We start from the raw sequence: 14,035 nt of genomic DNA on the forward strand, positions 1-14,035 counted from the left end.
CTCGACGGCGGGCCAGAACTGCGGGTTGTTGGTGAACAGTTCCGTGAAGTTGTGCAGCCCGACCCACTTGATGGAGTCGAAGCCGATGCCGTCCCAGGTGGTGAAGGCCAGCAGGATCGACGCCAGGGCCGTCACCCAGACGAGGGCGACGTGCAGGATCGTCGGCAGACCCGCCATCAGACCCAGCGTCAGCCTGTCCCGGCGGGTGAGGAGCCGCCGGTGCCCCTGGGGCACCTTGGTGGCGGTCGTGGAGGTCTTTGCGGCAGGGCCGGAGCCCGGAGGCGGCGTGGCCGCCTCCGGGCTCTCGGTGGGGGTGGTCGTCATGTCAGGAGGTCATCCAGTCGTGAGGACGGTCGATCGTCAGGACGGTCGGTCGTCAGGACGCGAAGATCGTCTTCTTCTGCCGCTCGATGGACGAGAGCAGGCTGTCGACGCCCTTGGGGTCGCGGATGAACTTCTGCAGCGCCGGCTGCATCACCGTGGAGGTGAAGTCGGGGCGACTGTCCCGGTCCATGAACTGGGTGAGGCTCTTGGCGTTCGAGATCATCTCGTACGCCTTCTTCTGCAGCGGCGAGTACGCGGAGGTGTCGGCCTTGGTGGAGGCGGCCACCACGTTCGGGTCGGCCTTGAGGTAGATCTGCTCCGCCTCGGGGGTGCCGAGGAACTCCATGAGCTTGACGGCGCCGGCCTTGTTCTTCGGGGCCTTGCTCATCATGAAGCCGTCGGTGGGGGCCTCGACGGTGTCCTGGCCGTACGCCGGGTCGATCTCCGGGAAGGCGAAGAAGTCGAGGTCGTCCAGGTCGGCCTTGTTGGTGAACTGCTGGCCCACGAAGGTGCCCAGCAGGTACATGCCCGCCTTCTTCGACGCCAGGGTCTGCGCGGCGTCCTGCCAGGTGCGACCGACGGCGCCCTCCTGGTGGTACGGCAGCAGCTCCGCCCACAGGTCGAAGACCTTGCGCACCTTGGCGTCCGTCCACGACGCCTTGCCCGCCATCAGCTCGACGTGGAAGTCGTAGCCGTTGGTGCGGAAGTTGATCTGGTCGAAGGTGCCGAGCGCCGGCCAGGCGTCCTTGTCGCCGAACGCGATCGGGACGAGCTTGTCCTTCTGCATCTGCTTGCACAGGGCCATCAGCTGGTCCCACGTGGTGGGAACCTCGTAGCCCTTCTCCTGGAAGACGCTCTTGCGGTAGAAGAGCGCCCAGGGGTACGTGTACAGCGGCACGAAGTAGTACTTGCCGTCCTCGCCCTTGCTGAGGCCCTTCATCGCCTCGGGGAAGTTGCCGCCGATCTTGTCCCACACCTCGTCGATCGAGGTGGCCAGTCCCTTGGCCGCGAAGAACTGCGCGCGGTAGCCCGCGAACCAGTGGAACACGTCGTCCGGCGTGCCCTGCAGGTAGGAGTTGATCTGCTCCTGGAACGTGTTGTGGTCCTTGGTGTTCACGTCGACCGTGAGCCCGGACTGCTTCTTGAAGGCCGCGTAGATCTCGGCGAACGCCTTCTTCGGCACCGCGTCCGACGCGTTGGAGCCGACGGTGACGGTCTTCGAGTCACCGGCGCTGCTGCCGCTGCCTCCGCAGGCGCTGAGCAGGGGGACTCCAGCGCCGAGTGCCGCGGCCCCGCCTATGCCGCGCAGCAGGGTGCGGCGGCTCGTGCCGGGGACGGAGAGACCGGAAGGTGTGAGATGCATGTACGGCTCCCTGGGGGACAGGTGGTTCGGTCTCAATGGCCCTCGCCGGCTACTGATCGAAAACAATCAGAAACCAACTCGACCGAACACGGTGGCCGCCATAACAGCTCTATGTCATGTCATGAGTCAAGACTTCTTGTCCCCCTTTGTTGAAACGTAATCCCTGGTTGTCGAAACGTGACCGTCACACACGTGAGCCACATCACTCACGGACATGCACTCTCATACGGGACACGGCCACCGCACAAGCCCGATCACGACGACGTGCGTGACCGCCCGAGGGCGGAGAGGGCCCCGGTGTGTTTGCGCCGGCGTATGGAAGCGCCCCGGTGTCCCTTCCGTCCCGCGGCCCTGCCGTCCGTCGCGCCGCCGCCGTTCAGCTGGATCCAGATCCGCACCTCGGTCCCGCCCAGCACCGACGACCCGATGCGCACATCGCCGCCGGTCGACTCGGCGAGGCGGCGCACGATGTCGAGGCCCAGACCGGTCGAGCCGTCGCTGCCGGAGCCCCGGCCCCGGGCCATCGCCGCCTCGGGATCGGCGATGCCCGGACCGGCGTCGGAGACGAGAACGATCACCGCGTCCTCGCCGTTGTGAACGTCGACCGCGAACGCCGTGCCCTCCCCCGTGTGCCGGAAGACATTGCCGAGCAGGGCGTCCAGCGCGGCGGCCAGGTCGGCCCGGGCCACGGGTATGCGGACCGGGCGCTCGACCCCGGCCACCCGCCACTTGCGGCCCTCGTCCTCGGCGAGCGCCGACCAGAACGCCATCCGCTCCCGGACCACCTCGGCCGCGTCGCACCCGGCGCCGGGCCCCGCCACCGCCGTCTGCGGCTTCGCCTCCCGTGCCGTGCGGATGATCGTGTCGACCTCCCGCTCCAGCTGCTCGACCGCCGCCCGCGTCTGTTCGGCGGCCGGCCCGTCACCGAGGGAGGCCGCGTTGAGCCGCAGCACGGTCAGCGGTGTGCGCAGCCGGTGCGACAGGTCCGCCGCCAGCTCCCGTTCGTTCGCCAGCAACCGCACCACCTGGTCCGCCATCGCGTTGAACGCCACCGCCGCCAGCCGCAGCTCCTTCGGCCCCTTCTCCGGCACCCGCGCGCCCAGCTGCCCCTCCCCCAGTTCCCGCGCGCTCTCGACCAACCGCCGCGCGGGCCGGACCATCCGCACCCCGAGCCGGTCGGCCACCGCGACCGAGCCGACGATCAGCAGCGCGCCCACCCCGGCGAGCACCGCCCACGCCGTGGCGACCCCGTTGCTCACCTCCGACTCGGGCACATACACCTCGACGACCGCTATCTCACCGGAGCTGAGCGCGGTGGGCTGCAGCAGCGTCGACCCGCCCGGCACCTCGGTGGTGGAGGCGCGGCCCAGCTTCCGCACGGCCGCGATGTCCTCGTCGGAGGCGCGCCGTCGGCCCAGGTCGAGCGGGGCGGTCCCCGCGCCGTCCGCCGGCAGGTGCACCGCCATCCCGTCGTCCGACCCGGCCGCGGCGACGACCCGCTCCAACTGCTCCCGGTCGGTGGTGATGGAGAGCGCCGGGGCGATCGCGGCCGCCTCCCGCTCGGCGCCCGAGAACGCCCGGTCCCGCGCCATCTCCTTGACGACCAGCCCGAGCGGCACCGCGAAGGCCACCACGACCATGGCCGTCACCGCCAGGCACACCTTGACCAGCGCCCACCTCATGACCGCACCACCCCGCACGCCCCGACCGGCGCCCACCTCATCGCCGCACCACCCCGCACGCCCCGACCGGCGCCCACCTCATCGCCGGGCCCCCGGCGCCGGTGGCTCCAGCTTCACGCCGACGCCCCGGAGGGTGTGCAGATAGCGGGGTCGCGCCGCCGTCTCCCCCAACTTCCGGCGCAGCCAGGACAGATGCACGTCGATGGTCTGGTCGTCGCCGTACGACTGCTGCCACACCTCCGCCAGCAGCTCCTTGCGCGCGACGACCACACCGGGCCGGCCGGCGAGGAACGCGAGCAGGTCGAACTCTCGCCGGGTGAGGTCGAGTCGGACGCCGTCCAGCTCGGCCTGGCGCCGCAGCGGGTCGATCGCGAGGCCGCCGACCCGGATCACCGTGGACGGCGCCTCGCCGCCCGAGGCGCGGGAGCGGCGCAGCACGGCCGCCATCCGGGCGGCCAGGTGCTCGACGGAGAACGGCTTGGTCAAGTAGTCGTCCGCGCCCGCGTTCAGCAGCCGGACTATCTCCGACTCGTCGTCCCGCGCGGTCGCGATGATCACCGGGACGTCCGTGATGCCGCGCAGCATCTTCAGTGCCTCCGAGCCGTCGAGGTCGGGCAGCCCGAGGTCGAGGATGACCACGTCGAAGCGGACATGCGCGACCTCGCGCAGCGCCTCCAGCGCCGTACCGACGCTGCGCACGGTGTGGGCGGCGTCCGTCAGATGCCTGATCAGCGCCGAGCGTACGAACTGGTCGTCCTCGACCACGAGCACACTTGCCATGCGCCGCACCGTACGCCAAACGGCAGAGGCCGGTCGGGGCCTGTGGATAACTCCTCCGACCACGACACCAGCGGGGCTCGTGGGGCAGTATGGCCGCGATGCGCAGAGGAATCCTCCACCTACTGGCCTGGCTGCTCGCCACGGGCGCGGCGGTCACGCTGACGTGGTGGGGCGTCCACACGGTGCTGGCCGGCACCGCCTACGACCCGCCCCGGGCCCTGCCCATCACGGCCGCCGACGCGCAGGCCCAGGGCGTGCCCGCGCCGATCACGCCGACAGCGCTCCCGGAACCGTCGCGGAGCGCCGGGGAGCAGAAGGACGGCGACAAGGAGAACGGCAAGAACGGCGACGACGAGCCGTCGCCGACCCCGTCCGAACCCTCCAAGTCCGCCGAGTCCAGCCCCCGTCCGGGCACCGGCGCCCCGGCCGACCCGGGTGACTCGGCCGACGCCGGTGAGGTCAAGGCCTACGACACCGAGGGCGGCCGGGTGGTCTTCTCCGTCGGCGAGGAGTACGCGACCCTCGTGTCCGCGACGCCCGGCTCGGGTTGGTCGATGCAGGTGTGGAAGACCGAGACGTGGATCCGGGTCGACTTCGCCGCCGGTGCGGACCGGGTGTCGGTGTTCTGTACCTGGCACGACAGCGCGCCCCGGGTGGACGTCCAGAACTTCTGAGGGTGTCGGGGGGGGGCGGTCCGCTCAGCGGAACACCGACGAAGGGGGCGCCGGTGAGGCGGTCGCCGCCGCGTCCGTCACCGGCACCGCTCCGCCCGTGAAGTCGGTGAGCGCGCGGCCGTGTTCGACGCGACCGGGGTGCGGGTCGGAGGCGGCGCGGCGGGTCAGCTCGGCGAGGGGGAGCGGTCGGTCGGAGGCGACGAGCACCGCGTTGCCGAATCGTTTGCCCCGCAGCACGGTCGGGTCGGCGACCAGCGCCAGTTCGGGGAAGACGACGGCCGCGGTGGCGATCTGGGCGCGCAGATGGGCCAGGGGCGGGCCGTCGGCGAGGTTGGCGGCGTAGCAACCGCCGGGCTTCACCACCCGCCGTACGTCCGTGAGGAACTCCGTCGACGTCAGGTGCGCCGGGGTGCGCGCCGCGCTGAACACGTCGGCGATCACCAGGTCCGCCCAGCCGTCGGGCACCTTCGCGAGCCCCTCGCGCGCATCGGTCGAGCGCACCCGTACCCGTGCGTTCGGGTCCAACGGCAGCTCCCGCCGGACGAGTTGGACGAGGGCCGCGTCGCGCTCGACGACCTGCTGGGTGGAGCGGGGGCGGGTGGCGGCGACGTACCGGGCGAGGGTGAAGGCGCCTCCGCCGAGGTGCACGGCGTGCACGGGCCGTCCGGCCGGGGCGACCAGATCGATCACATGCCCGAGCCGCCGCTGGTACTCGAAGGACAGATACGCCGGATCGTCGAGATCGACGTGCGACTGCGGCGCCCCGTCGACCAGCAGCGTCCAGGCCCGGGCCCGCTCCCGATCGGGAAGCAGCTCGGCGAGCCCCCCGTCGACCTCCTCGACCACGGCGTCGACATCCTGCCCACGCCGCCCGCGCCCCTTCTTCGACCTGCCCATGAACCCATTATCGGACGCGGGACACCCTGTACGCGCCGGCCGCCGGAAGCGCCCCTTCAGGGGCGCGGGGCTGTGTCACTGTGCGGCTCCGCCGCGGGGGCGCGACAAGCCACGACCAACCCGCACCCGCCGGCGAACGGACCCCCTACGGCGACCGGCGCCGAAATCAACGGCAGTTGTCCGCCGCCTCGATCAACCGCGCCGCCTCGCCCAGCGCAGCCCGCAGCACCGTCGGATCGGTCGCGAGGTCCGCCTCCCCCGGCGGCAACAACCAGCCCGCCCCCTCCGGAGGAGCCAGCACGGCCCCCCGCCCGTCGCTCTGCGTGCACGTGCTCCCCGGCACGTCCCACGCGTCCGCCGTACCGGACGGCACCAGGAAGCCGAGCGTGTCACGCGTGTCGTCGTGCAGCACGGGACCGACCGTCATGACGGGCCCCACCGCGTCGAGGGCGCCCCGACGGAGGATGTCCACCGCCTCCAGCCCCTGCCGCGTGGGCACGGTCACCAGGTCGCAATCGGAACGGGGTTCGAGGTTCTTCATCCGGGCCTCCCACGCCTACCAGCGCCCTGCCCAACGCGCCGCCCCGTCAACGGCTACGGCGGAACTGCGCCGCAAAGGATGGCAGTTCATGGCAGATCGTGGATGAGATATCCGGTTTGTAGCCAAACCTCGCGCGGGGGCCCCGAGGGGGCGGGTACGTTCTTGCCCCGCCGGACACAGCGGAACCAACCGTGCAGCACGCATACAAGTCTTACTGAATCCGGCATGGTTCGACGGTTCGCGAGAGAGGGCCCGGCCATGACGTCGTCATCGGTGACCTCGTCCCAGTCCCCCCGTCCCCAACGGCCGAATCTCGTCTTCAGGCAGCTGCGCGGGCAGCGTTCGCCGGGCGAGTTCGCCGCTGCGGTACGGCGGGCCGCGCGTGAGATCGGCGAGCGGGTGAGCTGTGACGCGCGGTACGTCGGACGGGTCGAGGCGGGCGAGATCCGCTGCCCCAACTACGCGTACGAACGGGTGTTCCTGCATATGTTTCCCGGCCGATCGCTGACCGACCTGGGTTTCGCGCCCCGCGCGGAGGTACGCGGTCGGGGGGCGCGCCCCGCCGACGAGGCGCCCTCCCCTCGCAACAAGAGCCGCTCGCACTCCTCATACGGAAGGGGGGGTGAGACGGAAGGGGCGTACGAGCCGTATGACACGCAAGAGATGTACGACATGCAGGATCCGCGGGGCGACACGGGCTACGTGCGCGGCCGGCGGGGCACGCACCAGGCGTACCAGAACGACGAGGAGAGCGACGTGCAGCGTCGCGCGTTCATGACCGGAGGCACCGCCGCGATGGCGGCCGCCTCCTTCGGCCCCTTCGCCCTCGGTGGCGCGGCCTCGGCCACGACCCGGCCCGTGCACCGGGCGGGCACGGGCGAGGCGGGGGCCCTCGAAGCGGCCGTACGCAAGATCCGGCTGCTCGACGACCGGCACGGGGCGGACGGGCTGTACCGCAGGGCCTCGGCGCCGTTGCGGGCCGCGTACGCACTGCTCGACGCGGGCACCACCCGGCAGGCCACCGCCGACCGGCTGTACGCGGGGGCTGGCGAACTGGCCATCTCCGTGGGCTGGCTGGCCCATGACTCGGGGCGGTTCGACGACGCCCGCTCGCACTACGCGGAGGCGCTCGCCACGGCCCGGATGTCCGGGGACCCGGGTCTGGAGGCGCACGCGTTCTGCAACACGGCGTTCCTCGCGCGGGACGCGGGCCGGCCGCGCGAGGCAGTACGGGCGGCGCAGGCCGCGCAGCGGGTCGCCCGGCCGCTGGGATCACCCCGGCTGATGTCCTTGCTGGCGCTGCGGGAGGCGGGCGGCTGGGCCGGGCTCGCGGACCGCACCGGGTGCGCGCAGGCGCTGGCCCGCGCGCACGCCCTGTTCGGGCGGGGGGCCGCTGAGGCCGACCCGGAGTGGATGAGCTTCTACGGGGAGGCCGAGCTGGAGGGCCTGGAGGCGCAGTGCTGGTCCACGCTGGGCGACTGGCCCCGGGCGGCCCGGCACGCGCGCCGGGCGGCCGGTCTGCAGAACCCGCACTTCACCCGGAACATCGCGCTCTACACCGCCGAGCTGGCGGACGACCTCGCGCGCGGGGGGCGTCCCGACGAGGCCGCGGCCGCCGGTATGCGGGTCCTCGACCTCCTCGACGAGGTCCAGTCCTCCCGCGTCCAGCAGATGCTGGCCGGTACGGCACGGGTGCTGCTGCCGCACCGGCGGGCGTCGGGGGTGTCGGCGTTCCTGGAACGGCACGCGGGGGTCGCGCGGAGCGCGTAGCCGCAGGCGCCCGGCCCGGTCCCCGGTCTCCCGCCCCGGGGTCCCGCCCCGGGCTCAGCCCGCCAGGTGCCCCGTGTCGTTCCAGGACTCGATCGCCGGGTCGCCGTAGGCCCAGCCGAGGACCGACAGGGACGTCGGGTTGAGGCGGACGCGGGCGGCGAAGCCGAGGTCGAGTCCCAGCCAGCGGGCGGCTATGGACCGCAGGACGTGGCCGTGGGCGAAGACCAGCACATCGCGGTCCTCGCTCCGCGCCCACGCCACCACCTCGTCCGCGCGCGCGGCGAGCTGCTGAAGCGTCTCCCCCTCGGGAACGCCGTCGCGCCACATCAGCCAGCCCGGCCGGAAGGCCTGGATCTCGGCCGGGGTGAGCCCCTCGTACGCCCCGTAGTCGACCTCCATGAGCGTGTCCCACTCGGTGGCGCGGTCGCCGAAGCCGGCCAGATCGCACGTCTCACGCGCGCGGGAGAGGGGACTCGTCCGGACGTCGACACCGGGCAGCCCGTGCAGGGGCGGCCGGTGCAGACGCTCCCCGAGGAGCTTCGCGCCGCGCCGGCCCTCTTCGAGGAGCGGGATGTCCGTCCTGCCGGTGTGCTTTCCGAGCAGGGACCATTCCGTCTGTCCGTGCCGGGCCAGCAGGATGCGCGGTGCCATGAGCGACCTTTCCGGGGGCCTTCTGCGAGAAGGGAGAAATGGGAGGCGGATGCTCCCATCATCGCTCACGCTGTCGTGGGGCAACCCGACAGGCGATCCCAGCGTCTTGGACATCGTCTTGCTCAAGGGCCACACCAGCACCACACACAGATGAACATCGACGCGTCGACGCGCACAGACGGGGGAGGACGTTCGGATGCCGCAGACCGAGGCGACCGAGGCACCGGCCACCAGAACGACCGGCGCACCGGTTACCGAGGGGGCGCCTGGCACGCGGCTCCGCTGGTGGACCGAGCTGCCGCTGATCCTGCTGGTGTACGGGGCGTACTCGGCAGGCCGGCTGCTCGCCCGCGGCGACACCTCCCACGCCGTCGAGCACGGTCTGGCGATCCTGCGGATCGAGAAGGCGTTCCGGCTCAACGCCGAGCATCCGCTGAACCGTCTGTTCACCCGTGAACCCTGGATCGGGATACCCGCCGACTTCTGGTACGCCTCGCTGCACTACCTGGTCACCCCCGCGCTCCTGGTCTGGCTCTTCCGGTCCCGCACCGTGCGCTACCGTGCGGCCCGCACCTGGCTGCTGACCTCCACCTTCATCGGCCTGATCGGCTTCACCCTGCTGCCCACCTGCCCGCCCCGGCTGCTCGACCCCTCCCACGGCTTCGTCGACACGATGGCCCACTACAGCGCGTGGGGCTGGTGGGGCGGCGAGGCCAGCGCGCCCCGGGGCCTGGGTGGCATGACCAACCAGTACGCGGCGATGCCGAGCCTGCACGTCGGCTGGGCCCTGTGGTGCGGGGTGATCCTGTGGCGCTTCGCGGGGGGCTCACCGCTCGTGCGGATCGCGGCCGTCGCGTATCCGCTGATCACCACGATCGTCGTGATGGGCACCGCGAACCACTACTTCCTCGACGCGGTGGCGGGCGCCGCCGTGATGGGGGCGGGCCTGCTGCTGACCCCGCTGGTGCTGCGACTCGCGGACCAGTGGCGGGCCTCCCTCGGCCTCGGCACGACGGCCGCGGGCCTGTTCGACGGCGGCGGCCGACGGCCCGTGGAGGCACCCGCCGCCGCGGTCACGGCCGCCTCTCGGGCCTCCATTTCCCCAATTGTCAGTGGTGAGTGCCAGACTTCCCCGGGTGAGCGAATTCCACGGCAGCGGATCATCGAACCCGAGCCGGGTGCCGCCCCCTCGGAAGCAGGGGACGGCGCTGCGGCAGCGGCTCGCTGAGCTGCGCGGACCCGAGGTCCCACCCAAGGCGCTGGACGCGCGCGCCCTCGCCGCGCTCGCGGCCAACCCGGGCTGTGAGCGCCGCGCGCTGCTGGACGGGGCGGGGGTGAACAAGGCGGTCCTGGCGGGTGCGCTCGGCTCGCCCTCCGCGTTCGGCCAGTCCCAGTTCGCGTTCATGCGGGGCAACGCCTTCGAGGCCCGGGTCAAGGCGGACGGCGGCGCCGAACTGCTGCGGCTGGTCCACGAGAGACTGGACCCCGGTGCCGAGCCGCCGGCCTCGGCCTCGGTCCCCGACCTCGCCGCCGTCGGCCCCGAGGGCCGCGCCGCCCGTACGGCGCTGGCGCTGCGCGAGGCCACGGACGCCGGCGGCTGGACCCTGCTCGACCACCCCATGCTCGCGCTCGACGTCGCTGGCTCCCCCGCGTTCCTGGAGCCGGACGCGGTGGTGGTCCACCCGGACGGCACCTGGTCGGTCGTCGAGATCAAGTCCTTCCCGATGCTGGACGGTTCGGCGGACCCGGCGAAGGTGGGCGCCGCCGCCCGCCAGTCCGCGGTGTACGTGCTGGCGCTGGAGGAGGTCGCCGCCCGGCTCGGCGGCGAGGCCCGCGGCGGCGCCCCCGCGCCGGAGGTCCGCCACCGGGTGCTGCTGGTCTGCCCCAAGGACTTCACCAACCTCCCGACGGCCGCGGCGGTGGACATCCGCAAGCAACGGGCGGTCACCCGGCGCCAGTTGACCCGGCTGACCCGCATCGAGGAGATCGCGGACGACCTCCCCGAGGGCACCTGTTTCGCCCCGGACCTGCCCCGGGAGCAGCTGACGACGGCCGTCGAGGCCCTGTCCGCGACCTACGCCCCCGAGTGCCTCGCCGCATGCGAGCTGGCCTTCCACTGCCGGGCCCGCTCCCGCACGGAGGGCGCGGTGACCTCCCTGGGCCGGGCCGCACGGGCGGAGCTGGGCGGCCTCACGACCGTCGACGACGTCCTGGCGGCGGCCCACGGCCACGCCGGCGACCCGGACGACCCGGCCGTGGCCGCGCTGCGCAGAGCGGCGGAGCTACGGGCGGAGGCGCTGGGAGCCGCCGGGCTCGGCACCGCCGGCCCGCCCCCGGCGCCGGCCACCCTTCCCGGCCCGGCGCCGGAGGGGGTTCCGTGTCGCTGATCGCCACCCTCGCCCGTCTCGAAGCCGTCAGCACGGGCCGCGCCCAGCCCGCCGCCACCGTCCTGCACCGGCATCTCTCCGCCCACCCCCTCGTCCTCGTGCCCCTCATCACCGCCGGTGAGGCCGGGGCCCCGCTCGGTGCGCTCGTCGGCACCGACCGGGACGCGCCCCGGCTGCTGGTGGTGCCCCAGCCCCGCGACCGTGACCTGCGCTTCGCGTTCCTCGCCGAACTGGCGGACATCGTCCTGCCCTACGTGGACGGCTACGCCGACATGGTGGAGGCCGCCGAGCGCAACGAGACCGACCCAGAGACCGGCAAACGCGTCAAGGTCGAGGTCGAACTGTGCGCGGACGCCCCGCAGTTGATCCTGCCGAGCCGGACGGGCATCGACTTCGTACGGCTCCTCGGGCGCTCCATGCGGTTCCGGCGCACCGCCGAGCAGGACCCGGAGGCACCCCATCCGGCGCCGCCGCGGGTGCCGTTGCTCGGGCGGTGGCTCACGCACTTCGGGGAGCGCGCGCGGGTGCCGGGCTCCTCGCTGCTGCTCGCCCTCACCGACCTGCTGTCGAAGCACTGGGCCACCGGCCAGTCCGGGGTGGAGGACCAGCATCTGGGGTCGCTGCTCGCCTGGATCGACCCGCCGGAGGGGGAGTCGGGCGAGGCGGCGGCGCGGCGGGCCGAGCTGGCGCGGGACGCCGAGGGCCAGTTGCTGTGCCCGCCCGCCGGACCCGCGACCGATCCGGCGTTCGACAACAAGCTGCTGGCCCCGGCCGTCGAGCGGTACGACCGGGCGCGGCTCGCGCTGGCCGCCGCCGAGGACGGCCTGGAGGCCGACGACCGGCTGGGTGCGCTGACCACCGCCGAGCAGGAGATCCGCGACCTGGTGGAGAGCCGCACCCGGCCCACCTGGGACGCGGTCTGGCACGGCCTGGATCTGCTGCGCGCCCTGCCGGAGGGCGCCCACGCGGCCGACCGGTGGACCCGCGACCGCTGGTCCTTCACCGGCCACCGGGACCGGATCGTCGCCGGGGAGCCCCCGCAGCCGCGCGTCGACGACGCGGTCACCGCCGCGAACAAGCTGGCCGCGCGCGAGCGTGAACAGGCCCGCCTCGACGCCCAGGAGGCCCTGGACGACCCCCTCGTGATGGCCGGGCGACGGCTGTCCGGTGAGGCGTTCGTCGGTGAGGTCGTGGACGTGGTGATGGCGTACAGCGAGGGCAAGCGGCCGAGCCCCCGGCCCCTGGTCACCGTGGCGACGCGGGACCGGCCGCATCTCGGGGAGCGCGCGAAGGTGTACCGCTCGCTGGGCGGGAAGCCGCAGACGGCGGAGTTCGTGGGGCACGAGCCGGGCGAGGCGGCCGACGGACGCGAGAGCCTGCTGGTGCTGCGGATCATGGACAAGATGGGGCGGGGCAAGGAGCCGGAGGTGGGGTCGGTCCCCGAGAAGGGGGACGTGCTCTGCTTCACCCTGTTCGAACACGACCAGCGGGGCGGGGCGAAGCTGCCCGACCCGGAGGAGACACCGTGGACGCACGGCGGGCCGCCGGGTGAGCCCGACGCCGTACCCCTGCCGGACCCGGTGACCGAGGAGGACGTCCTATGACCCCCGCCGAGGCCGTGCTCGACCCGGGGGCGGCGGCCGGCCGCGCCACCGACGCCATCCTGCGCGACACGCTGCACGGCGACGCGCGCGGTGTCGTCGTCGACTCGCCGCCCGGTGCCGGGAAGTCGACGCTCGTGGTGCGCGCCGCGCTCGAACTCGCCTCCGCCGGGCGCCCGTTGATGGTCATCGCGCAGACGAACGCGCAGGTGGACGACCTGGTGATCCGGCTCGCCGAGAAGGACCCGGAACTCCCGGTCGGCCGGTTGCACAGCAGCGACAGCGACCCGTACGACAAGGCGCTGGACGCCCTGCCGAACGTACGGAAGTCGACGAAGGCGGCCGATCTGGCCGGGCTGGACGTGGTGATCTCCACGGCCGCGAAGTGGGCGCACGTCAAGGGCGTCGAGCCGTGGCGGCACGCGATCGTCGACGAGGCGTACCAGATGCGGTCGGACGCGCTGCTGGCCGTGGCGGGGCTGTTCGAGCGCGCGCTGTTCGTGGGTGACCCGGGGCAGCTGGACCCGTTCGCGATCGTGGGCAGCGAGCAGTGGGCGGGGCTGTCGTACGACCCGTCGGCCTCGGCGGTGACGACGCTGCTGGCCCACAACCCCGAGCTGCCGCAGCACCGGCTGCCGGTGTCGTGGCGGCTCCCGGCGTCGGCGGCGCCCCTGGTCTCCGACGCGTTCTATCCCTTCACGCCCTTCCGCAGCGGCACGGACCACGGGGACCGGCGGCTCGGGTTCGCGGTGCCGTCGGACGGCTCCGGCCCGGACCGGGTCATCGACGAGGCCGCCGAGTCGGGGTGGGGGCTGCTGGAGCTGCCGGCCCGGCACACACCCCGCACGGACCCCGAGGCGGTGCGGGCCGTGGCGCAGGTCGTACGGCGGCTCCTCGACCGGGGCGGGGCGGCGACCTCGGAGCGTTCCGAGGAGCCCGTGCCGCTGACCGCCGACCGGATCGCCGTCGGCACGGCCCATCGCGACCAGGCCGCGGCGGTGCGCGCCGCGCTGGCGGAGCTGGGGGTCGCGGACGTGGTGGTCGACACGGCGAACCGGCTGCAGGGCCGGGAGTACGACGTGACGGTCGTCCTCCATCCGCTCTCCGGGCGCCCCGACGCGACGGCGTTCCACCTGGAGACCGGACGGCTGTGCGTCCTCGCCTCCCGGCACCGGCACGCCTGCATCGTGGTGTGCCGGGCGGGCGTCACCGACCTGCTCGACGACCATCCGTCCACCGAGCCGGTCCAGCTGGGCGTGACCGTGAAGTTCCCGGACGGCTGGGAGGCGAACCACGCGGTGCTGGCGACGCTGGCGGAGCATCGGGTGGGATGGGCGCCTTGACGGCGGGGTGGGGGTACGGCCT

General features: G+C 73.1%; 12 protein-coding genes and 1 pseudogene. 6 read left to right on the forward strand and 7 right to left on the reverse strand.

Going from position 1 to position 14,035, the window contains the following annotated elements; translation table 11 throughout:
• The 4 genes and pseudogenes from PUR53_RS25615 to PUR53_RS25630 form a co-directional block, all read right to left on the reverse strand.
• A pseudogene (locus PUR53_RS25615) lies at positions 1–324 on the reverse strand (sugar ABC transporter permease); the annotation flags it as partial.
• A 52-nt stretch (positions 325–376) separates the two neighbouring features.
• Positions 377–1,687: an ABC transporter substrate-binding protein gene (locus PUR53_RS25620; RefSeq protein WP_329894759.1), complete on the reverse strand. Its 1,311-nt coding sequence runs from the start codon at positions 1,685–1,687 to the stop codon at positions 377–379.
• 254 nt (positions 1,688–1,941) lie between these two features.
• Entirely contained in the window at positions 1,942–3,369 is a 1,428-nt protein-coding gene (locus tag PUR53_RS25625; RefSeq protein ID WP_329894758.1) for a sensor histidine kinase, read from the reverse strand.
• A 78-nt stretch (positions 3,370–3,447) separates the two neighbouring features.
• The gene (locus PUR53_RS25630; protein ID WP_329894757.1) at positions 3,448–4,149 is read right to left on the reverse strand and encodes a response regulator transcription factor; all 702 of its coding nucleotides are present in this window, start codon (positions 4,147–4,149) and stop codon (positions 3,448–3,450) included.
• A gap of 89 nt (positions 4,150–4,238) precedes the next feature.
• Between PUR53_RS25630 and PUR53_RS25635 the strand changes: the two genes are divergently transcribed.
• Positions 4,239–4,823 carry a hypothetical protein gene (locus PUR53_RS25635; RefSeq protein ID WP_329909767.1) on the forward strand — a complete coding sequence of 195 codons (585 nt, stop codon included), beginning with the start codon at positions 4,239–4,241 and terminating at the stop codon, positions 4,821–4,823.
• 24 nt (positions 4,824–4,847) lie between these two features.
• Here PUR53_RS25635 and PUR53_RS25640 read toward each other — a convergent pair whose 3' ends face one another.
• Together PUR53_RS25640 and PUR53_RS25645 are read right to left on the reverse strand one after the other, a co-directional pair.
• Positions 4,848–5,720, reverse strand: coding sequence for a spermidine synthase (locus PUR53_RS25640; RefSeq protein ID WP_329894755.1), 873 nt, complete (start codon positions 5,718–5,720; stop codon positions 4,848–4,850).
• Positions 5,721–5,886: 166 nt separating this feature from the next.
• Positions 5,887–6,261, reverse strand: a complete 375-nt coding sequence (locus PUR53_RS25645) for a hypothetical protein (protein ID WP_329894754.1) — start codon at positions 6,259–6,261, stop codon at positions 5,887–5,889.
• 258 nt (positions 6,262–6,519) lie between these two features.
• Here PUR53_RS25645 and PUR53_RS25650 point away from each other — a divergent pair, with 258 nt between their 5' ends.
• A complete protein-coding gene (locus PUR53_RS25650) occupies positions 6,520–8,031 on the forward strand; it encodes a hypothetical protein (protein WP_329894753.1) in 1,512 nt (503 codons plus the stop codon).
• A 54-nt stretch (positions 8,032–8,085) separates the two neighbouring features.
• Here the strand turns inward: PUR53_RS25650 and PUR53_RS25655 are convergent, their stop codons facing one another.
• Positions 8,086–8,682, reverse strand: coding sequence for a histidine phosphatase family protein (locus PUR53_RS25655; protein WP_329894752.1), 597 nt, complete (start codon positions 8,680–8,682; stop codon positions 8,086–8,088).
• Between the two features lie 196 nt (positions 8,683–8,878).
• Between PUR53_RS25655 and PUR53_RS25660 the strand changes: the two genes are divergently transcribed.
• From PUR53_RS25660 to PUR53_RS25675, 4 genes are read left to right on the forward strand one after another with little or no spacing between them, the layout of a single operon-like run.
• Positions 8,879–9,910 carry a phosphatase PAP2 family protein gene (locus PUR53_RS25660; protein WP_329894751.1) on the forward strand — a complete coding sequence of 344 codons (1,032 nt, stop codon included), beginning with the start codon at positions 8,879–8,881 and terminating at the stop codon, positions 9,908–9,910.
• A complete protein-coding gene (locus PUR53_RS25665; RefSeq protein ID WP_329909864.1) occupies positions 9,861–11,069 on the forward strand; it encodes a hypothetical protein in 1,209 nt (402 codons plus the stop codon). The genes PUR53_RS25660 and PUR53_RS25665 overlap by 50 nt, the downstream gene beginning before the upstream one ends.
• Complete coding sequence (locus PUR53_RS25670) at positions 11,060–12,673, forward strand: hypothetical protein (protein ID WP_329909769.1); 1,614 nt, start codon at positions 11,060–11,062, stop codon at positions 12,671–12,673. Before PUR53_RS25665 ends, PUR53_RS25670 begins: the two co-directional genes overlap by 10 nt.
• Positions 12,670–14,013, forward strand: a complete 1,344-nt coding sequence (locus tag PUR53_RS25675; RefSeq protein WP_329894749.1) for an AAA domain-containing protein — start codon at positions 12,670–12,672, stop codon at positions 14,011–14,013. The genes PUR53_RS25670 and PUR53_RS25675 overlap by 4 nt, the downstream gene beginning before the upstream one ends.
• The last annotated feature ends 22 nt before the right edge of the window (positions 14,014–14,035 follow it).

This window comes from Streptomyces sp. SP18BB07 (assembly GCF_036322545.1).
Classification (GTDB): Bacteria; Actinomycetota; Actinomycetes; order Streptomycetales; family Streptomycetaceae; genus Streptomyces; species Streptomyces deccanensis.